Source organism: Hydrogenophaga sp. ANAO-22 (assembly GCF_042466645.1).
In the GTDB taxonomy this organism is placed as follows: domain Bacteria; phylum Pseudomonadota; class Gammaproteobacteria; order Burkholderiales; family Burkholderiaceae_C; genus Hydrogenophaga.
In genome coordinates this window covers 2983948-3002125 of sequence record NZ_CP159956.1, presented here as the reverse complement: position 1 = coordinate 3002125, position 18178 = coordinate 2983948, and the positions used below count along the sequence as shown (strand labels likewise).

General features: G+C 69.3%; 20 protein-coding genes and 1 pseudogene. 13 read left to right on the top strand and 8 right to left on the bottom strand.

Going from position 1 to position 18178, the window contains the following annotated elements:
- Positions 1 to 39 precede the first annotated feature (39 nt).
- Positions 40 to 1188 carry a TIGR03364 family FAD-dependent oxidoreductase gene (locus ABSY19_RS14505; RefSeq protein ID WP_382152535.1) on the top strand — a complete coding sequence of 383 codons (1149 nt, stop codon included), beginning with the start codon at positions 40 to 42 and terminating at the stop codon, positions 1186 to 1188.
- A gap of 46 nt (positions 1189 to 1234) precedes the next feature.
- Here the strand turns inward: ABSY19_RS14505 and ABSY19_RS14500 are convergent, their stop codons facing one another.
- Together ABSY19_RS14500 and ABSY19_RS14495 are read right to left on the bottom strand one after the other, a co-directional pair.
- The gene (locus tag ABSY19_RS14500) at positions 1235 to 2506 is read right to left on the bottom strand and encodes a PQQ-dependent sugar dehydrogenase (RefSeq protein ID WP_382152532.1); all 1272 of its coding nucleotides are present in this window, start codon (positions 2504 to 2506) and stop codon (positions 1235 to 1237) included.
- Complete coding sequence (locus ABSY19_RS14495; protein WP_382152529.1) at positions 2503 to 2886, bottom strand: hypothetical protein; 384 nt, start codon at positions 2884 to 2886, stop codon at positions 2503 to 2505. The genes ABSY19_RS14500 and ABSY19_RS14495 overlap by 4 nt, the downstream gene beginning before the upstream one ends.
- A gap of 128 nt (positions 2887 to 3014) precedes the next feature.
- Here ABSY19_RS14495 and ABSY19_RS14490 point away from each other — a divergent pair, with 128 nt between their 5' ends.
- Both ABSY19_RS14490 and ABSY19_RS14485 read left to right on the top strand, forming a co-directional pair.
- Positions 3015 to 3779, top strand: a complete 765-nt coding sequence (locus ABSY19_RS14490) for a cytochrome c oxidase assembly protein (RefSeq protein ID WP_382152526.1) — start codon at positions 3015 to 3017, stop codon at positions 3777 to 3779.
- Complete coding sequence (locus tag ABSY19_RS14485; RefSeq protein ID WP_382152523.1) at positions 3776 to 4423, top strand: cytochrome b; 648 nt, start codon at positions 3776 to 3778, stop codon at positions 4421 to 4423. The genes ABSY19_RS14490 and ABSY19_RS14485 overlap by 4 nt, the downstream gene beginning before the upstream one ends.
- On the opposite strand, the gene ABSY19_RS14480 is transcribed toward ABSY19_RS14485, so the two are convergent.
- The gene (locus tag ABSY19_RS14480; RefSeq protein ID WP_382152520.1) at positions 4362 to 5048 is read right to left on the bottom strand and encodes a c-type cytochrome; all 687 of its coding nucleotides are present in this window, start codon (positions 5046 to 5048) and stop codon (positions 4362 to 4364) included. The genes ABSY19_RS14485 and ABSY19_RS14480 overlap by 62 nt on opposite strands.
- Between ABSY19_RS14480 and ABSY19_RS14475 the strand changes: the two genes are divergently transcribed.
- From ABSY19_RS14475 to ABSY19_RS14455, 5 genes are all read left to right on the top strand, one after another.
- Positions 5047 to 5466 carry a c-type cytochrome gene (locus ABSY19_RS14475; RefSeq protein WP_382152517.1) on the top strand — a complete coding sequence of 140 codons (420 nt, stop codon included), beginning with the start codon at positions 5047 to 5049 and terminating at the stop codon, positions 5464 to 5466. The genes ABSY19_RS14480 and ABSY19_RS14475 overlap by 2 nt on opposite strands.
- Complete coding sequence (gene coxB / locus ABSY19_RS14470; RefSeq protein WP_382152514.1) at positions 5429 to 6427, top strand: cytochrome c oxidase subunit II; 999 nt, start codon at positions 5429 to 5431, stop codon at positions 6425 to 6427. The genes ABSY19_RS14475 and coxB overlap by 38 nt, the downstream gene beginning before the upstream one ends.
- Entirely contained in the window at positions 6424 to 9030 is a 2607-nt protein-coding gene (locus tag ABSY19_RS14465) for a cbb3-type cytochrome c oxidase subunit I (protein WP_382152511.1), read from the top strand. The genes coxB and ABSY19_RS14465 overlap by 4 nt, the downstream gene beginning before the upstream one ends.
- A complete protein-coding gene (locus tag ABSY19_RS14460; RefSeq protein ID WP_382152508.1) occupies positions 9027 to 9332 on the top strand; it encodes a hypothetical protein in 306 nt (101 codons plus the stop codon). The genes ABSY19_RS14465 and ABSY19_RS14460 overlap by 4 nt, the downstream gene beginning before the upstream one ends.
- A 130-nt stretch (positions 9333 to 9462) precedes the next feature.
- A complete protein-coding gene (locus ABSY19_RS14455) occupies positions 9463 to 9933 on the top strand; it encodes a hypothetical protein (RefSeq protein ID WP_382152505.1) in 471 nt (156 codons plus the stop codon).
- Between the two features lie 46 nt (positions 9934 to 9979).
- Here ABSY19_RS14455 and ABSY19_RS14450 read toward each other — a convergent pair whose 3' ends face one another.
- The gene (locus tag ABSY19_RS14450) at positions 9980 to 10375 is read right to left on the bottom strand and encodes a hypothetical protein (protein WP_382152502.1); all 396 of its coding nucleotides are present in this window, start codon (positions 10373 to 10375) and stop codon (positions 9980 to 9982) included.
- A gap of 351 nt (positions 10376 to 10726) precedes the next feature.
- On the opposite strand from ABSY19_RS14450, the pseudogene ABSY19_RS14445 reads away from it, so the two are divergent.
- The 3 genes and pseudogenes from ABSY19_RS14445 to ABSY19_RS14435 form a co-directional block, all read left to right on the top strand.
- Positions 10727 to 10984, top strand: a pseudogene (locus ABSY19_RS14445) (IS21 family transposase); the annotation flags it as partial.
- A gap of 594 nt (positions 10985 to 11578) precedes the next feature.
- A complete protein-coding gene (locus ABSY19_RS14440) occupies positions 11579 to 11833 on the top strand; it encodes a hypothetical protein (RefSeq protein WP_382152499.1) in 255 nt (84 codons plus the stop codon).
- Positions 11834 to 11987: 154 nt separating this feature from the next.
- Entirely contained in the window at positions 11988 to 12170 is a 183-nt protein-coding gene (locus ABSY19_RS14435; RefSeq protein WP_382152496.1) for a hypothetical protein, read from the top strand.
- Here the strand turns inward: ABSY19_RS14435 and ABSY19_RS14430 are convergent.
- Positions 12154 to 12426: a 2Fe-2S iron-sulfur cluster-binding protein gene (locus ABSY19_RS14430; protein WP_382152493.1), complete on the bottom strand. Its 273-nt coding sequence runs from the start codon at positions 12424 to 12426 to the stop codon at positions 12154 to 12156. The genes ABSY19_RS14435 and ABSY19_RS14430 overlap by 17 nt on opposite strands.
- 40 nt (positions 12427 to 12466) lie before the next feature.
- Between ABSY19_RS14430 and ABSY19_RS14425 the strand changes: the two genes are divergently transcribed.
- Positions 12467 to 12814 carry a hypothetical protein gene (locus tag ABSY19_RS14425; protein WP_382152490.1) on the top strand — a complete coding sequence of 116 codons (348 nt, stop codon included), beginning with the start codon at positions 12467 to 12469 and terminating at the stop codon, positions 12812 to 12814.
- An 88-nt stretch (positions 12815 to 12902) separates the two neighbouring features.
- Complete coding sequence (locus ABSY19_RS14420; RefSeq protein ID WP_382152487.1) at positions 12903 to 13583, top strand: hypothetical protein; 681 nt, start codon at positions 12903 to 12905, stop codon at positions 13581 to 13583.
- Here the strand turns inward: ABSY19_RS14420 and ABSY19_RS14415 are convergent.
- Genes ABSY19_RS14415 through ABSY19_RS14405 form a run of 3 tightly spaced genes read right to left on the bottom strand, consistent with a single transcriptional unit; the run spans position 13558 to position 18165 of the window.
- Positions 13558 to 15282 (bottom strand): FAD-dependent oxidoreductase, encoded by a 1725-nt coding sequence (locus ABSY19_RS14415; protein ID WP_382152484.1) that lies wholly within the window; start codon positions 15280 to 15282, stop codon positions 13558 to 13560. The genes ABSY19_RS14420 and ABSY19_RS14415 overlap by 26 nt on opposite strands.
- Entirely contained in the window at positions 15272 to 16711 is a 1440-nt protein-coding gene (locus ABSY19_RS14410) for an amidase (RefSeq protein ID WP_382152481.1), read from the bottom strand. Before ABSY19_RS14410 ends, ABSY19_RS14415 begins: the two co-directional genes overlap by 11 nt.
- A complete protein-coding gene (locus tag ABSY19_RS14405) occupies positions 16708 to 18165 on the bottom strand; it encodes a mandelate racemase (protein WP_382152479.1) in 1458 nt (485 codons plus the stop codon). The genes ABSY19_RS14410 and ABSY19_RS14405 overlap by 4 nt, the downstream gene beginning before the upstream one ends.
- Positions 18166 to 18178: the final 13 nt, after the last annotated feature.

Genomic DNA, 18178 nt, shown 5'->3' with positions numbered 1-18178 from the left:
AAAAGGCGCCTGGCCTGTTTCTCATCGAACTCCAAAAAAATGACGGACATCCTTCACACGCCCACCACCGCGCCGTCCCACTTCGACCTGATCGTCGTGGGCGCCGGCATCGTGGGCCTGGCCCATGCCTACACGGCGGCCAGCCGAGGCCTGAAGGTCTGCGTGGTCGAGCGCGACGCCGCCTGCATCGGTGCGTCGATCCGCAACTTCGGCTTCGTCACGGTCACGGGCCAAGGCGCGGGCAGCACCTGGCGCCGGGCGCGCCGCTCGCGCGAGGTGTGGGACACGGTGGCCCCACAAGCCGGCATCGACGTCCTGCACCGCGGCCTGTACCTCTGCGCGCGGCGACCGCTGGCGCGCGCCGTGGTGGAAGCCTTCATGCGCACGGAGATGGGTGAAGGCTGCGAGCTGCTCACGCCGGCCGAAGCCGAGCGCCGTGCACCGGTGCTGCGGCTGGATGAAGCGCAGGCCGTCCTGTACAGCCCGCATGACATGCGGGTGGAGTCCCGCACCGCCATCGGCTTGCTGGCCCGCTGGTTGGCCGAGCGGCACGGCGTGGTCTTCCGCTTTGGCGAAGCCGTGCTGGAGGTCGCCACGCCGCGCGTTCGAACCTCGCGCGCCGTGCTGCACGCCGATCGCGTGGCCGTGTGCACCAACGCCGAACTGCACGGCCTGTTTTCCGAGCGGCTGGCCGCGCAAGACTTGCGCCTGTGCCAACTGCAGATGTTGCGGGTCACGCCAGAGGCCGGGTTCCGGCTGCCGGGCTCGGTGATGGGCGATCTGAGCCTGGTTCGTTATCACGGCTACAGCCAGTTGCCCGAAGCCGCGCCCTTGCTCGCCCAGCTGCGGCACGAAGAGAGCGAATCGCTGGCCCACGGCATCCACCTCATCGTGGTGCAAAGCGCCGACGGTTCGCTGGTGGTGGGTGACTCGCATCACTACGGCGCGGCACCCGAGCCGTTCGCGCAAGAGCACGTGGACGCATTGATCCTGCGCCACCTTCGCGAGACGCTCCAGCTCCAGCAGGCGACCGTCAGCGCCCGGTGGGTCGGCACCTACCCCTCGTCCGCCACCCGCGACTGCTTCATCGACGCCCCCGACGATGCCACGCGCCTCGTGCTCGTGACCAGCGGCACCGGCGCGAGCACCGCCTTCGGCATCGCCGAAGAAGTGTTCGCGGCCTGGTAGTCGGCATCCGGCACGCGCGTGACGGGGCCGGGGCCCCGCCCCGTGCTCAGCGCGCCGGCGTCACGCGCCAGACGGTGTTGGACAGGTCGTCCGCCACGATCAAGGCGCCCTTGGGGTCCACGGTCACGCCGACCGGTCGGCCCATGGTCTTGCCGTCGCTCTGGAAGCCGGTGACGAAGTCGACCGCCGGGCCGCTGGGGCGGCCGTTGGCGAAGGGCACGAATACCACCTTGTAGCCCACAGGCTCGTCGCGGTTCCAGCTGCCGTGCATGCCGATGAACGCCCCCGCGGCGAACGGCGCCGCGGACCCAGGCTGCACGAAGGACAGCCCCAGAGGCGCCGAGTGCGACGGCAGGGCGAAGTCCGGGCGCACGGAGGCCTGCACTTTTTTGTCGTCCTGGGGCTGCACGCGGCGGTCGACGTTCGGGCCCCAGTACGCATAGGGCCAGCCGTAGAACACGCCTTCCCGCACCGACGTGAGGTAGTCCGGCACGAGGTCGGGGCCGAGCTCGTCGCGCTCGTTCACCACGGCCCAGAGCTGCCGGCTGGTGGGCTCGAACGCCAGCGCCGTGGGGTTGCGCAGGCCGGTGGCGAAGGTGCGCGTGGCGCCATGGCTGGCGTCGATCTGCCAGACCACGGCGCGGTTCTCTTCCACCGCCATGCCGCGCTCGCCGATGTTGCTGTTGGAGCCGATGCCCACGTAGAGGTAACGGCCCTCGGCATCGGCCGCGAGCGACTTCGTCCAGTGGTGGTTGACCGCCGAAGGCAGCTTGGTGACGCTCACGGGCGCCGCCGTGGCCTGGGTCTGCCCGGCCACGTAATCGAAGCGCACCAGTTCGTCCTGGTTGGCGACGTACAGCTTGTTGCCCACCAGCGCCAGGCCGTAGGGCGCATTGAGGTCCTTCGCGTAGACCCATCGGCCTTCGTAGGTGCCATCGCCATCGGCATCGCGCAACAAGGTCAGCTGGTCGCCGCCCTTGACGGCGGTGTTGCCCTTGGCCTTGATGATGCCGGCGATGTAGTCCTTGGGCCGCAGGGTCGGCGCACCGCCGCCCTTGCCTTCGGCCACCAGGATGTCGCCATTGGGCAGCACCAGCGACTGGCGCGGGACTTTCATGTCGGTGGCGATGGACTTGATCGTCCAGCCTGGCGGCACGGTGGGCCGGCGCTCGCCCCAGCCGGCGGGTTCCGCGATGCGCATGCTCGGCAGCAAGCCCCGCTGCGGGGGCGGCAGCTCGGGGTTGGCGGGTTGCTGTGCGCCGCTCGCCGCGGCCGCCAAGGCCAGGGTGGCGCCCATCCACAGGGCCCGGGCCGTCATGCCGTCCTCCGCAGAAAACCGGCAAGCCCGCTCGCGCTGGCCGCCACGGCGAGCACCAGCACCACGGCCGACAGGATCAGGCCGGCCGGCATCGTGGCCCAGCCATCCTTGCCGTGGATCAAGGCGTTGACGAAGCCGACGACGAAGGTGATCAGCAGCAAGGCCAGATAGAGCAGGCCCCCACGTGGACGGTGCGCCGACGCACGCAGCGCGTCCACGGCGGCCCACAACAGCACCGGGCCGGCGATCAGCAAGCCGCCCGCGTTCAGCCACGCGGCGAAGTTGAGCCACTGGATTTCCTGGCTGCCGGCGTAGGCCCAGTCGCTGAGCAGCGCGCCCAGGAAGAGCGGCACGGAGGAGAGGGCGAAGAGGGCATGCATGCGGGTATTCACGGTCCAACAGCGGTGTTGCTGAGGCCATGATCGCCAGGGGCTGGGGCAGGTGTCTGTTCGCCACCGAACAGTGCACGATGTCGCTCCGTGGTGTCATGCACGTGGAGGTACATGCCTTGGACGAACTGAGGAGGTGGGTTCCCTACTGCGGCGAGGCACCCGGCCCGGAGGTCTGGCTGAGCCGATGGAACCTCGACCCCGTGCTCGGGGCCGTTCTGTTGCTGGCGGCGCTGGCCCTCTGGCGCATGCCGGTGGGGAGCGACGCCACGCCCAGCCGGCGCCTGAGCCTGCGCGGCGCGTGGGCCCTCGCGGTGGTGCTCTACGTGTCGCCGCTGTGCGCGCTGAGCTCGGCCTTCTTCACCGTGCGGGTGATCCACCACCTCGCGCTCGTGCTGGTGATGGCGCCCTTGCTGGTGTTCGGTCTGGAGCCCTGGCTGCGGCGCTTGCCGGTGTCGCTCTGGAGCGCCACGGCCATCGCCACCGTGGTGTTCTGGATCTGGCATGCGCCGGCGCCGTACGCGGCGGCCCTGTCGTCGGACGGGATCTACGCGCTGATGCAAGGCACGCTGCTGGCCAGCGCCATGGCGTTCTGGCTCGCGGTGCGTCGAGCCGCGCCGGCCGCGGCGATGGGCGCCGTGCTGGTCACGACGGTGTGGATGGGGCTGCTGGGCGCCTTGATCACCTTCGCCGGGCGGCCGCTGTATCCGCCGCACTTCGCGTCCGCCCTGAGCTGGGGCGTGGCGCCGCTGGAAGACCAGCAACTCGCCGGCATCACGATGTGGGCGCCGGGCAGCATCGCCTACCTGGCCGCGGCGATGTGGATCGGCTGGCGCTGGATGGGCGCCGAACGCGCGCGCGCCGTGCGCGCCGACCTCGCATGAACCTCATTGCCGCCATCGAATGGGCCGAGGGCTACAACCGGCGCGGCCTGTACTCGCCGATCGGCGTCACCTTCCACTGGGTGATGGCGGCGCTGATGATCTTCCAGCTGGCGCATGGCTGGTACCTGGGCTGGCAGCCGGTGGGGGGCGACAAGTACGTCGGTTACCAGACCCACACGCAGATCGGCCTGACGATCATGCTGCTGGGCACGCTGCGCCTGTTCTGGCACAGCCAGCTCAGCGGCCCCGACACCGTGGACGAGGCCTCGTTGGCGGGCAAGGCCAGCCGCCTGCTGCAGACCTGGTTCTACGTCAGCTTTTTCGCTTTGCCGATCAGCGGCTGGGTGATGTGGTCCACCTTGCCCAGCGACCTGCCGCTGTCGATCGCGGGCCTGATCCCGTTCCCCAACCTGCCTTTCGATCAGTTGTCCGAGGGCCTGCAGCACCGCCTGATGCAGTGGGCCGCGACCGCCCACTTCTGGATCGTGTGGATCACGGCGCTCCTCATTCCCGGCCATGCCGGGGCGGCCGTGCTGCACTACGTGATCAAGCGCGACCGCGTCCTGCCTTCGATGTTCGACCTCAACGGCCCGGACTCGCCGGGCGTGGTGGGATCCGCGCCAGATAAAGGCCCAGTTGCCTGACCTGCCCGGCATCGAGCTGCTGCGCCACCTCCAACATCCCATGCTTGCCGTCATTGCGCCGTTTCGACCGCTGCCAGTCCTGCAATTGCTGGCTCAGGTAGAAGGCCGGCTGGGCGTTCAGCGGCGGCCCGTTCTCGCTGCCCACGCCTTCGGCGCCGTGGCACTGCTGGCACGCGCGCGCATACAGCGCCGGCGTCGTGGCATCGATGGTTTCCTGCGTGGCGGGTGCCACCGCCTGCGGCGGCAAGGCGGCGTAGTGGTTGGCCACCCGCACGCGTTCGTGGCTGTCGAGAAAACGCGCCACGTCGCGCATCACCTCGTGTGGCCGCAGGCCGGCGGCGTAGTCTTCCATCTGCTTCTGCAGGTAGCCCGCCGGCAGGCCGGCGAGCCGCGGCGCGTCGAAACCATTGCCCTCGCCGCGCACACCGTGGCAGGTCGCGCAGGCGTAACGCGCGCCGGCTTCGCCGCCGCTCATCGCGATGAGTTCGCCGCTGCGGCTCCAGCGGTCGTCGCTGGGGGTCTTGCGGTCGGTGCAGGCCGTCGTCAGGAGCAGGGCGCACAGGGCCAGCCACAGCCTGCCGGTGTGGGCGGGCCGGTGGGTGTGCAGCAGCGGGTGGGTGCGCATGGAAACTAGATCATCGTTCATGCCGGGCCCCGGCGGCACATGGAGGGGCTATTGCGGCCGCTGGCTGGTGCTGGCCTGCTTCAGCCTGGTGGCCTGCGACGGCCCGCCCGACCGCACGCCGACGCTGGGCGACGCCGACGCCGCCACCGGCCGACGCCTCGTCGCCGACAAAGGCTGCGTGGCCTGCCACACCTTCCCCGACGTGAAGTGGCCGCGCGGCGGGCTCGGGCCCTCATTGCACGGCTTCGCCCGGCAGGGCCTGATCGCCGGGCAGTTGCCGAACCAGCCCGGCGTGCTGATGCAGTTCGTCAGAAACGCGCCCGGGCTGGTGCCCGGGACGGCCATGCCGGCCATCACGATGTCAGACCAGGAAGCCCGCGATGTCACAGCCTACCTCCTCACGCTCCAGTCTCGCTGAGGCCCTGAGCGGCTGGCCCCCGCCCGTGCTCGATCCGCACGGCCCGTTCTCGAACACGGTCACCTCGCTCGCCTGGGTGCTGATCGCGCTCGTCACGCTGATCTTCGTGCTGGTCTGCGCGGCCCTCTGGGTGGCGCTGTACGGCAGCGACGAATTGCGCGCCAGGCTCGGTGGCGAAGGCGTCGTCAGATGGTTCGGGCTCATCGTCCCGACCGGCATCCTCTTCCTGCTGCTGGTCTGGGGCCTGACGCTGGCCGCTGGCATGAGCACCATCAAGGGCGACGAGCTGCGCATGCGCGTCTCGGGCAACATCTACTGGTGGCGCGTGTCCTACCTGGATGCGGCGGGCAACGAGACCCACGCCGACGCCAACGAACTGCACATCCCGGTGGGCCAGCCGGTGGTGGTGGACATGGTGTCCGAGGACGTGATCCACAGCTTCTGGGTGCCCAAGCTCGGCGGCAAGATGGACATGATCCCGGGCCGCACCAACCGGCTCAAGCTGCAGGCCGACAAGGCGGGCGTCTACGGCGGGCAATGCGCCGAATTCTGCGGCGGGGCGCACTCGCTGATGGGCTTCGTGGTGGTGGCGCACGAGCCGGCCGACTGGCAGCGCTGGCGCGAGGCGCGCCTGGCGCGCCAGCAGCCACCGCCGGCCCCGGCCGCAGCCCCCGTCAACGACGAGGTGCTGCGCGGCCGCCAGCTCTTCGGCGACATGGGCTGCGCGGCCTGCCACCGCATCGCCGGCACGGCCGCGCAAGGCCTCTCGGGCCCCGACCTCACGCACATCGGTTCGCGGCAGTCGCTCGGCGCCGGCATCCTGCCCAACAACCGCGGCACGCTGATCGGCTGGATCGGCGACAGCCAGTCGATCAAGCCCAACAACCGCATGCCCGCCTACCGCTCGCTGCAGGCCGCCGAGCTGCACGCCTTGGCCGCGTACATGGAGTCCTTGAAGTGACGAGCCGGATTCCCTCCGGCGTGGCGGGCGCGCTCGACGACGCGGCGAGCGCGCCGTCGGAAACCGGTTTCGACGCGCGGCTCTACGAGCGTTTTCCCACCAAGGGCCGAAGGCCGCGAGGTGAGCTCGAGGAACTGAAGAAGGTCTGGGAAACGCCCACGGGCTGGCGCGCCTTCAGCGCCGTCAACAACAACTTCATCGGCTTCCTGTTCATCGTCACGGCCTTCGGCTTCTTCGTCGCCGCCGGTGTGCTCTCGCTGGTGATGCGCGTGCAGCTGTCCGCGCCGCTGGCCGGCATCGTGCCGCAGGAGACCTACAACCAGCTGTTCACCATGCACGGCTCGGTGATGATGTTCCTGTTCGCCGTGCCCGCCGTCGAGGCCATCGCCGTGCTGCTGCTGCCGCAGATGATCGGCGCGCGCGACCTGCCGTTCCCGCGGCTGTCGGCGTATTCGTACTGGGCCTACCTGATCGGCGGCGTCGTCTTCTTCTGCTCGATCTTCTTCAGCCTGGCGCCGTCCGGCGGCTGGTTCATGTACCCGCCGCTGAGCTCGGCGGTCTACGCCCAGGGCATCAACGCCGACTTCTGGCTGCTGGGCATCGGCTTCATCGAGATCAGCGCGATCGCCGGCGCCATCGAACTCACCGTGGGCGTGCTGCGCACGCGCGCCCCCGGCATGACGCTGGCGAAGATGCCGCTCTACGCCTGGGCGGTGCTGATCTTCGGCGTGATGATCATCCTGGCCTTCCCCGCGATGATCATGGTGACCTTCCTGCTGGAGCTCGAGCGCGCCTTCAACTGGCCGCTGTTCGACGCCACGCGCGGCGGCGACCCGCTGCTGTACCAGCACCTGTTCTGGTTCTTCGGCCACCCCGACGTCTACATCATCTTCATCCCGGCCTCGGCCATGCTCTCGACCATGATCGTCACGGTCGCGCAGAAACCGCTGGTCGGCCACGAGATCGTGGTGCTGGCGCTGATCGCCACCGGCTTCATCAGCTTCGGGGTCTGGGCCCACCACATGTTCACGGTGGGCCTGCCCGGCCTGTCGGCCGGCTACTTCTCCGCCGCGTCGATGGCGGTGGCCATCCCGGCGGGCGCCCAGGTGTTCGCGTGGATCGCCACGCTCGCGGCGGGCAGGATCCAGCGCAACGTGCCCTCGCTGTTTCTTGTCGGCGGCATCCTCATCTTCGTGATGGGTGGCCTCACCGGCGTGATGGTGGGGATGGTCGCTTTCGACGGCCAGGTCCACGACACCTACTTCGTCGTCGCGCACTTCCACTACGTGCTGATCGGCAGCATGGTGTTCCCGCTGTTCGCCGCGTTCTACTACTGGACGCCGATGATCAACGGCCAGCAACTCTCCGAGCGCGTGGGGCGCTGGGTCTTCTGGCTCAACTTCGTCGGTGTGCACGTCTGCTTCCTGCCCATGCACCTGAGCGGGCTGATGGGCATGCCCCGGCGCGTGGACACCTACCTGCCCGGTCGGTCCATGGAGGTGCCCAACCTGATCTCGACCGTGGGCGCCTTCATCATGGCGGCCGGGGTGCTGCTCTTCCTGATCGACGCCATCCGCTGCTACAGCCGCCAGGGCATGGGCGGCGGCGGGGGGAACGCCCGCAACGTCTACCACGGCGGCACGCTGGAGTGGCTGTCCACCGGCAACTACGGCATCCGATCCATTCCCGTCGTCAGCTCCCTCGAACCCCTGTGGGCCGATGCCCGGCTGCGCGAGAACGTCGAGGCCGGGCGCTACTTCCTGCCCGGCACCACCACCGGCGCGCGCGAGACGCTGATCACCAGCAGCTCGCGCGCCGAGCCGCAGTACGTGCAGATCATGCCGGGGCCCGCCTGGTCGCCGCTGCTGGCGGCGCTCTTCACCGCCGGCTTCTTCCTGCTGCTCACGGTGAAGGCCTTGACGCTGAGTGCGATCTGCGGCGTGCTCACCATCGTCTGCGTGATGCGCTGGGTCTGGCACAACGACCGGCACATCCCGCAGAAGCAGGTGGACGCGGGCGGAGGCATCCTGCTGCCCACCTACGTGACCGGCCCGCAATCGCACGGCTGGTGGGCCGCGGTGCTGCTGGTCATCGTGCTCGGAATGATCTTTCTGATGGCGATGTTTTCCTACCTGTACCTGTTCGGCGCCCACCCGGACTGGTGGCGCATCACCGCGCCACGCGGCGCGCTGGCGCCTGGCCTGCTGCTGCTCGGCGCCTCGGCAGGCCTGGCCTACGCGGCCCGGCCCTTGCTGGCGAGGTTCAGGCGCGGCAGCGGGCTCAGCGCCATCGCCATGGCGCTGAGCATGGTGTGCCTCGTCGCGGCGCTGGCGGTGGACTGCCTCGACTGGTGGAACGCCGGGCTGCGCGGCGATGCCAGCGGGCAAGGCGCGGCGGTCTATGCCATGTTGGCGTGGCACAGTTCCATCGTGCTGGCGGTCGCGCTCTCGGCCGTGTACTACCTGGCGCGCTGGATGCGCGGCCTGGCACCGGGCCCGGCCAACAAGACCCTGGAGGCGCTGCGCATCCTGTTCATGTTTGCCGCGTGCGAAGGCGCGGCCGGCCTGCTGTTGCCGCGCGTGCTGCCGTGGGGCGGCCTGTGAAGGCGCTCCAGCCCTCGAGCGGGCGGCCGATCGTCACGGCCCTGGCCATCTGGTTCGCGCACTTCATGGTGATCTGGGCGGCGAGCGAGATCTGGCCGCACCAGTGGACGGCCAACGCGGTGGCCTGGGGCGCCACGGCGATCGCGCTGCTGGCCGTGGGCGTGCACGACGTTCGACTGAAAGCCCGGCACGCCGAAGGCCGCCTGCCGGGCTGGAGCTACCGCATCGCGCGAGGGTCCACCGTCATTGCCACGGCGGCGGTGGTGTTCAGCGCATTGCCTTCCGTGGTGTTTCTGCCCTGAGCGGCAAAACTTGCAGACCTCGGGGAACAGGCCGGGCACCGCGCCCAGGGCAGACGGGCGGGCACGCCAACTGCCGGAGACCCTGTGGGCGCGGCACACCGCGCCCATCGACCCGAAAGGAAACCACACCATGGCACGCAGCAGCATCCAGGGCACCACCCCTGCACCACCCGAACCCGCCGGCCGCGACACCGCGTCGCTCGGCCCCGGCGACTCCTCCGACAGCGGCAGCGACATGATGGGCATTGCCGACAGCGACGGCGGCGACCCCAACGCGCCCGCCGACTTCGACACCCGCGACGAACAGCGCCCCAGCTTGCTGTCGCCCGACGCCCTGGCCTCGCCGAGCGACGCCGCAGGCACCGGCGAGAGCCGCAGCGCCGGTGGCGACGGCGGCAAGCGCGATGGCTGGGACATCGGCGTGGACCACGTGATCACGCCCGGCGGCACGGACGCGGCCTCCGACGACGAAGACCCCGACCTCGCCTTCATCGACGACGCCGAAGCCGGCGACCCGCTGAGCGACGAGGGGTTGGACGAGAGTGAGGAAGACGGCGCGGCGCCACCGAGGCCGAGTTCGCCGAAGTCTCCGAAGGCGTGATCTGGAGCGATCGGGGTCAGCTGCTCTTCTTTCGCTTGGAGAGTGCTTAGCCCTTGGCCTGGGGCTTTCGCGCTGGAGCAATTGGCACCGTGGGCAATGGTGGCGGCGTCATGCCTGCGGCGAGCATGCCCACGTACTTCACCGCCTCGACCTGCTTCTCCGGAGAGCAACGTTCGAGGTCATCCACCACGGCGCGCAGCATCGGATTCAGGCCCGATCGCTTGACAAGGCGCTCGCCCGTCAGAACGTAGAGAGCGTCCACGCCCTCGGCAGCAAACCGCGCCAGCAACTCGGCCGTAAGGCGCTTGCGGCCATTGCAAACGTCGCGAAGACCGGCTCCATTCGGCTCGCCGATTTTCCGGGAGGCTTCGGCGATCGAGCCAAACCGGTCCAGCTCGGCACGAAAACGAGTAACTAATTCTTCCACATCGACGGTTGACATTATCTGATATTTCCTCAAAACTACATCCAAAGTACTTATTTAGAAGACAAGCCTCTCACTTGCTTGTGTATTTTTCCGTTACTCAATGCTAGCCCAGGGAAGGAGCTACTTCGCCATGACCCGATCAGCCGTCTCTTCGACTCGCAAGCGTGTGCCCAACGGCGTCAACAGCTCGCGCCCCATCGCACTGAGGCTCACGCCGGCCGAGCTGGAACGTGTGAAGGAAAGGGCCGAGCGCGAACACTGTTGTCTTCCATTGAAAACTGACCCAGTTAGAGCTGCAATTTCCATTTAAAGCTGACCCACGTAAGAACCCTATCCTGCTGCTTTTGACAGCAGGAGATTTCAGGAGTGATAGACGTGGCGACACTGAGTGTCATAAGACGCTGGGCATTGCGCGAGCAGATGTCCATTCGCGAGATCTCCAGGCGCACAGGCCTGGCTCGCAACACCGTTAAGAAGTACCTGCGGGCGGGCGATGAAGAACCCCGCTACGCCAGGCGTGCGAGCTCCAGCAAGCTCGATCCCTACGCCGACAAACTCTCAACCTGGCTATCGATCGAGGCAACAAAGTCGCGCAAACAGCGGCGCACTTTGCTGCAGCTCCACACACCAAGTCTGAAAAGGAGAAAACGAAGCACTTATCCACACCGTGAGCTACTTTGCTCACAAAGCGGGTGGGTCAGTATTCGATGGAAATCTCGGGTCAAAGATCGGTGGAATTCAACAACCCGGTGATGCTCCGAGGTCCACTCTTGAGGCGAGAAGAAGATGCTCGCGCAACCGCAGTCACATCGGCCCACGACGCGTAGTCCTGAAGTCAGGTACTCATCATCAACTTGAAAACCTCCGCCAAAAGGTGCGCTTCTGATGGCAGCAGCGATAACGGCCGCTTCAGTTGGCGTGAGTAAACGAGGATCAAGCGCAATCATGGGGAGTTGAGCAGATGTCCGCTTCTGGCCGATTGCGGCAGTCTAGCCGTGACACCGCTTCCTGCAAGTCCTAGACCTTCACCGCCAATGGCTGAATGACTGCAATGTGTTGCAGATCCCACCTTGGCCACCCCCGCCCCGCGAAGGCTTTTCGGTCCACGCCAGAAACATCCGTTTACTCAAAACCCGCCGGATCGATAGACGCGAGCCCAGCTCGAAGGCAAGCTGTTTGTTGGTGGAGCGCTTGGACCCCACCCCCCAGGAGAAGGCGATGAGCATCCTGCAGGCACCCGTGGGCAAAGGGCACACCGTTCAAAGCGTGCACCACATCGCGCGAATTTGCTGCACGCCCGCTGCAAGCAAGCTCAAGCGCGAAACCTCCACTTCCACCCATTGGCAGACAGCGGATCCCGCTGTTCTTCAGACGCTCAGGACCGTGGTCGAAGCGGGCAATGAGAAGTTCGGCCACGGCTCACACTGGATTGAAAGACGCTACACGGCGGATGATCCTTCTTCTGCCCGCTAGAAAGCAGCAAGCGCACTCAGCAGCGTTTTTTTGACGAGGCCGGACAGGGCCTACAGGTCCACAGAGAGTTGGCCTACCGGGGCGCATGCGCTTCAACCTGACACTGAGCCTTCGGACCGATTTCCGGTCCCGCCACGCTCAGGAGCCACGCAACATGTCCATCACCCCCAACCCGCCAGGCCAGACCCCCGGCAAGCCCATCGACCAACAGCCCCCTGGCGACGACCGCGCGCCGGGCGCGAACCCGACGCATCCGGATCGGGCGCCTCAGACCAACCCCGCCGATCGCAAGCCGGGCGAAGCGTCGGGTGGCTCGGGCTTCAAGCCCGGGCAATGACCAAATCGGCCATGGGCCGGGCCACGCAGGGCAGGCAATAGCCGTCCTGCTTTTCGTCGGCGCTCAGGCCAGGCCAGGGAATGTCGTAGCGCACCTGCCCCTGCAGCAAGCGGGCGATGCAGGTGCGGCAGGTGCCGTTGCGGCAGGACACCGGCCACTCGATTCCCGCGCGCGCCATCGCCGCGAACAGGCTGGTCTCGCTGTCGGCCTCGGCGGCCACGGCCTGGCCGTCAATCTGGATGCGGAAGGTTTTCATGCGCGTCGAAAGGGGAATGGCGTGGGCTTAGACTTTCCCCATGACCTTGGAATATTGGAAGTATGACGCGGGCACCGAATCCGTCGCCTCCCTGGTGATTCCCGCGGCACTGGGCCGCGCACGCACTTTCGACCTCGATGCCACCCTGCTGGTGTCGGTGCTGGCGGACGCCGCCGAGCCCTCGCACGAACTGGTCGTGGAGGTGGACGGCCGGCGCTTGTGGGCTCGCCGCGTCCCGGGCCACAGCCCCGGCGAGACCGACGGCCTGGATTACCACTGCCGCCTGACGGTCGAGGCCGATGCCGAATGCCGAGTGCGCGCCAAGGCGAGCTGCAAGGGCTCCCGGGTGCTGTCGCTGGTGCTGGAAGCCCGCGAGACGGCTTACTGAGACCCCTCCATGGATGGTGGCTTCGGTTGCCGCTGACACGGCGCTGCGCTAGCCTGCGGCTTCCTTCCACCGTGCCCAGGAGCCTCCCATGCCCAGCCGTTCCCTTCTTCTCGCCAGCGCCGCCGTTGCCACTGTCGCCCTGATCGCGGGTTGCGGCGCCATGAAGCCATCGGGCGGCTCCCCCATGGGTTTCTTCATCACCAGCGCCAACCCGGGCAAGGGCGGCGACCTCGGCGGCCTGGCCGGCGCGGACCGCTTCTGCCAGTCGCTGGCCACCGCCGCCGGCGCGGGTGGCAAGACCTGGCGCGCCTACCTGAGCACCGCCGCCATGGATGGGCAGGCTGCTGTCAATGCGCGCGACCGCATCGGCTCCGGCCCATGGACCAATGCGAAGGGCGTCGTCGTCGCCACCAGCGTGGCCGACCTGCACAGCGCCAACGCCAAGCTCGGCAAGGACACCTCGCTCACCGAGAAGGGCGAAGTGGTCTCCGGATTCGGTGATGCGGTCAACCGCCACGACATCCTCACCGGCTCGCGCCCCGACGGCACGCTGGCCGTGCCCGAGCCCGGCAAGGACACCACCTGCGGCAACTGGACCAAGAGCGATGGCGGCTCCGCCATGGTGGGCCACCACGACCGCAAGGGCACCAACCCCGACCCGGTGGCCAACGCGTCGTGGAACTCGTCGCACGGCACGCGCGGCTGCAGCGTCGATCAGCTCAAGATGAGCGGCAGCGCGGGGCTCATGTACTGCTTCGCGGCGAACTGACCTGGGTGGAGGTGCGCCGCCCCACCGCGTGCATCACCGCCCGCCAGGCAAACACCATCGCCGGCCCCAGCGTCACTCCCGGCCCGGGGTAGCGCCCGCGCATGATGGACGCCATGTCGGCCCCGGCCGCGTACAGCCCTTCGATCGCCTGGCCGTCGCGGCCTAACACCCGCGCGTCCACATCGGTGCGCAGGCCCACGCTGGTGCCCGCGTCGCCGGGCCACACCGTCACCGCGTAGAACGGCGCCGCCGCGATGGGGCCGATGCAGGGGTTGGGCGTGTGGGTCGGGTCGCCGTTGAAGCGGTTGAGTTCGCTCGTGCCTTTGCCGTAGTCCAGGTCCACGCCGGTGTGCGCGAAGCCGTTGTGGCGCGACACGGTGACGCGCAGGCCTTCGGGGTCGACGCCGAGCTGGCCCGCGAGCGCGGCCAGCGTGGGCGCGCGCTTGAGGTAACCGGCGCGCAGGTAGGGCCGCAGCCGCCATGCGCCCGGGCGCACCAGGCCCAGGCCGTAGCGGTGCAGAAAGTGGGCGTCGCAGATCAGGTGCGCGGGCACGGCGGGCTCGGGCGAGGCGTTGAGCATCGCGAGCACGAAGTCGTGGTACGAGTCGCCTTCGTTGACGAAGCGCCGGCCGCTGGCGTCCACCGCGATCAGGCCGGGCTTGGCGCGGTCCAGCGCGAAGTGCGGGAAGCGCTGCTCGGTGCCGTCCGCCTGGCGCAGCACCGACACCGGCACCCAGAAAGCCGGCGTGCGGTGCCCGGTCTCGTCGATGGCGGCGCCCACGCTTTGCGCGAGGCGCAGGCCGTCGCCGGTGTTGCCTTCGAACAGGAGCGATTGCGTCTGCGCGGGCGCGGGCAGCAGGCGTTGGCGCCACTCGGGCGCGTGGCCAAAGCCGCCGCAGGCGAGCACCACGCCGCACCGCGCCTGCACGCGCCAGGTGCGCCCGCCTTGCGAGAGCGTGGCGCCGCTCACCCGGCCGCCGTCTTCGTTCAACTGCTGCACGGCCACGCCCATGAGCGGGTCCACGCCGCGCTGGCGCAGGCTCAGCAGCAGGCGCGCGATGAGCGCGTTGCCCATCACCAGCCGCGTGCCGCGCGGGTGGCGCAGGCGGTCGCGCGCGTGGCGGCTCAGCAGGGTGACCACGTGGCGCAAGGCGGCCCGGGAAGCGAGGGGCTTGAGCAGGGGCGCGATGTCGTCCTTGCTGACGGACATGCCGCCCAGCACCATCATGTGGCTCATGGGCGGGCGCACGCGCGCGAAGTCCGGGCCGAGTTCGCGCCCGTCGAAGGCGCGCGCGACGAGCGCCCGGCCGCCGATGGCCGCGCCGGCGTGCTGGTCGTGGTAGTCGGGGTGGCGCACGGCGGGCACGAAGCTGACGCAGGAGTGTTGGGCCAGGTAGTCGAGCACGCGCGGGCCGGTGGCCAGGAAGGTGTCGCGCAGGTCGGCGCCGCTGTCGGTGTCGATCTCGGCGGCCAGGTAGTGGTGCGCGCGCACCACCGGGTCGGCCAGGCCGGCGCGCTCGCTCTGGCTGCTGCCGGGTATCCACACGGTGCCGGCCGAGGTGGCGGCGGTGCCGCCGAGCTGCTCGGTCTTCTCGCAGACCAGCACGCTCAGGCCTTCGATGGCGGCCACCAGCGCGGCCGTGAGCCCCGCCACGCCGCCGCCGATGACGAGCAGGTCGACCGTTTCCTCAGTGCGCATGCGGGAGGCCGCTCACCGGCGGGCGCCGGTGGAACCAGGGCCGCGCGGCTTCGAGTTGCGCGCACAGGCGCAGCAGCAGGCCCTCGTCGCCATAACGCGCCGCGAACTGGCAGCCGATGGGCAGGTTGTCGGCCGTCCAGTGCAGCGGCACCGAGGCCGCGGGCTGGCCGGTGACGTTGAAGGGGTAGGTGAAGGGCAGGTAGGCCGCGAGCTTGCTCATCCAGTCGCGCACGTCGCTGGAGCGGATGTTGAAGTGGCCGATGGCCCGGGGCGTCTGCGCGAGCGTGGGCGTGAGCCACACGTCGAAGCGCTCGAAGAAGCCCGCGATGCGCCGCGACTGCCGCTGCAGCGCATGCAGGTTGAGGATGTATTCGGCCGCGCTGGGCACGCGGCCCAACTGGGCCAGCGCGTAGGTCAAGGGTTCGACCAGTTCCGGGTCGGGCAGGGGGCCGCCGGTGGCGCGCGCGATGTTGGCCATGGTGTGGGTGGCGAACACCATTTCGAAACCGCGCTCCACCACCTGGGCGTCGTAGTCGGGCGAGGCTTCTTCCACGTGGTGGCCGAGCTGTTCGCACAGGCGCGCGGCGTCTTCCACGGCGGCCACGCAGGCCGGGTCCACCGGCACGCCGGTGGGCGCGGTTCTGGCGAAGGCGATGCGCAGGCGCCCGGGCGCGCGGCCCATCTCTTCCAGGTAGGGCCGCTCGGGCGGCACGGCGCTGTAGGGGTCGCCCGGCATGGGGCCGGCGATGGCGTCGAGCAGGGCCGCGCTGTCGCGCACGCTGCGGCTCACCACGTGCTGGTGGGCCAGGCCGTTGAGGCCTTCGCCGCCTTCGGGGCCGGCGGTGATGCGCGCGCGCGTGGGCTTCAAGCCGAAGAGGCCGCAGCACGAGGCCGGGATGCGGATGGAGCCGCCGCCGTCGGTGGCGTGGGCCAGCGGCACCATGCCCGAGGCCACGGCCGCCGCCGCGCCGCCGCTGGAGCCGCCGGGCGAGAGCTCGGTGTTCCAGGGGTTGCGCGTCACGCCGTACAGCAGCGACTCGGTGATGGGCGAGAGCCCGAACTCGGGCGAGTTGGTCTTGCCTGCGATCACCAGCCCCGCGCGGCGCAGGCGCGCCACGATCTCGCTGTCGGCCGCCGCGGTGTTGTGCGCGTACAGGCGCGAGGACGCGGTGGTGGCCGCGCCCGCCACCGAGGCCACCAGCTCTTTCACGAGAAAGGGCACGCCCTGGAACGGCCCGGCCGGCAGGCCGCGCGCGATCTCGGCGCGCGCCGCGTCGTACAGCGGCGTGACCACGGCGTTGAGCGCCGGGTTGTGCGCGGCGATGCGCGCGAGCGCGGCCTCCAGCAGCTCCTGCGGCGTCACCTCGCCTTGCTTGACCAGCTGCGCCAGGCCCAGGCCGTCGTGGCTTTCGTAGTCGATGCTGCTCATGGGGTCTCCGATGCGTGGGGGGGCCAGTCGGCGCGTGGCATGGCGGCGGTGCCGCTCAGCTCCGGCTCCACGGCGGAGCCGAAGCCCACACCGGCGAGCGAGCCCAGGGCCAGCTGCCCGCGCGCTATGCGCAGGCGCACGCCACCGGCCTGCCGGTGGTAGAGGTCGGGGTGCGCGGCGAGGTAGGCGTCGGCCTCGGCCGGTGGGCGGCCGTTGAAGCCGTCGATGAAGTGGTGGGCGTTGCGCTCCACGTGGGTGATGCCGAGCAGGCTGACCAGCGCCAGGTCCTGCTGCACGCTGATGCCGGGCTGGGTGGTGAGGTCTTCGGCCGACATGAAGAAGGTCTCGCGGCCCTCGGCCTGGTTCCACACCTGGCAGCGCGCGAGGTTGAGCACCGATTTGTAGAAGCCCTTGCAGGCCTTGGTGGAGACGCCGGTGTAGCCCAGCGCGCGGGCGCAAGGGAAGGCGTCGAGGTCACCGTCGGACTCGTCGATGATCACGGGCTTGTGCCGCGCCAGCGCCGCCACCGGCTGGGCCAGCGCCATCTGCCGCTTGATGGGCTGTTCGATCAGCAGCGTGGCCTCGCACAGGCGGCGCAGCGCGGGCTCGGCGGCCATGCGCTGCCACAGCGCGGCGATGGCCTCGGCGTTCTCGTACTGCTCGTTGCCGTCGAGCGTGACCACGTAGGGGTCTTGCAGGCGGTCGAGCACGGAGGCGATGCGGCGCAGCCGCTCGAGGTCGGCGTCGGCCTGGCCCGAGACCTTGAGCTTGAAGTAACGGTTGCCGTGCGCGGCCACCACCTCTTCCAGGGTTTCGGGCAAGCCGTCGTTCACGCGCGTGCCGGCGGCCTGGTCGCCCGCCACGATGGGGTCGAGCAGGCCCACGGTGTGGCGCACCGCCAGCGAGGTCAGTGGCGTGAGGCCGCGCAGGAAGGGCGCGAGCGCGAAGCCTTGCAGGTCGGGCGCGATGGGGTGCGCGCGCATGCCGGGCCGGTTGTGCTGCATCGCCTGCCAGAAGCTCAGGCCTTCGATGCGGCACAGCGCGTCGAGCACCGCGCGGTCGATCAGGGCCGGGCCGTAGCTGGTCACCAGCGGGTTCAGGCCGCACGCGGCGCCGGCCTGCAGCAGCTCGCGGTAGTGGTTGGCATACAGGTCGAAGGCGCTGAGCGGGGGCGCCGCGCCGTAGGCTTCGGCGGTGAGTTCCAGCGCCTTGCGCAGCTGGTCGTGGTTCTGCGCGTCGGAGAGCGCGGGGTTCTTGTCGAACCACTTGGCGCCCAGCGCTTCGGCGGCGTAGCCCGTGCCTTCGCGCCCGTTCTCGTGGCGCACGCGCACGCGCACGATGGCCTGGCGGCCTTCGGTCACGGTGATGACGCCGAAGCGGAACGGCAGGCGCAGCCGGTAGGGCGACTCGAAGCGCTCGACGGACAACACTTGGACGCGGGGGGCGGTGGGCATGGCGGTCATTTCC

Bases quoted from the DNA above. Each gene is read 5' to 3' on its own strand.
- ABSY19_RS14405 (WP_382152479.1), bottom strand. From the start codon at position 18,165: ATGCCCACCGCCCCCCGCGTCCAAGTGTTGTCCGTCGAGCGCTTCGAG.
- ABSY19_RS14410 (WP_382152481.1), bottom strand. From the start codon at position 16,711: ATGAGCAGCATCGACTACGAAAGCCACGACGGCCTGGGCCTGGCGCAG.
- ABSY19_RS14480 (WP_382152520.1), bottom strand. From the start codon at position 5,048: ATGCGCACCCACCCGCTGCTGCACACCCACCGGCCCGCCCACACCGGC.
- ABSY19_RS14425 (WP_382152490.1), top strand. From the start codon at position 12,467: ATGACCTTGGAATATTGGAAGTATGACGCGGGCACCGAATCCGTCGCC.
- ABSY19_RS14485 (WP_382152523.1), top strand. From the start codon at position 3,776: ATGAACCTCATTGCCGCCATCGAATGGGCCGAGGGCTACAACCGGCGC.
- ABSY19_RS14495 (WP_382152529.1), bottom strand. From the start codon at position 2,886: ATGCATGCCCTCTTCGCCCTCTCCTCCGTGCCGCTCTTCCTGGGCGCG.
- ABSY19_RS14435 (WP_382152496.1), top strand. From the start codon at position 11,988: ATGTCCATCACCCCCAACCCGCCAGGCCAGACCCCCGGCAAGCCCATC.
- ABSY19_RS14440 (WP_382152499.1), top strand. From the start codon at position 11,579: ATGAGCATCCTGCAGGCACCCGTGGGCAAAGGGCACACCGTTCAAAGC.
- ABSY19_RS14415 (WP_382152484.1), bottom strand. From the start codon at position 15,282: ATGCGCACTGAGGAAACGGTCGACCTGCTCGTCATCGGCGGCGGCGTG.
- coxB (WP_382152514.1), top strand. From the start codon at position 5,429: ATGTCACAGCCTACCTCCTCACGCTCCAGTCTCGCTGAGGCCCTGAGC.
- ABSY19_RS14430 (WP_382152493.1), bottom strand. From the start codon at position 12,426: ATGAAAACCTTCCGCATCCAGATTGACGGCCAGGCCGTGGCCGCCGAG.
- ABSY19_RS14420 (WP_382152487.1), top strand. From the start codon at position 12,903: ATGCCCAGCCGTTCCCTTCTTCTCGCCAGCGCCGCCGTTGCCACTGTC.
- ABSY19_RS14500 (WP_382152532.1), bottom strand. From the start codon at position 2,506: ATGACGGCCCGGGCCCTGTGGATGGGCGCCACCCTGGCCTTGGCGGCC.
- ABSY19_RS14475 (WP_382152517.1), top strand. From the start codon at position 5,047: ATGGAAACTAGATCATCGTTCATGCCGGGCCCCGGCGGCACATGGAGG.
- ABSY19_RS14505 (WP_382152535.1), top strand. From the start codon at position 40: ATGACGGACATCCTTCACACGCCCACCACCGCGCCGTCCCACTTCGAC.
- ABSY19_RS14450 (WP_382152502.1), bottom strand. From the start codon at position 10,375: ATGTCAACCGTCGATGTGGAAGAATTAGTTACTCGTTTTCGTGCCGAG.
- ABSY19_RS14455 (WP_382152505.1), top strand. From the start codon at position 9,463: ATGGCACGCAGCAGCATCCAGGGCACCACCCCTGCACCACCCGAACCC.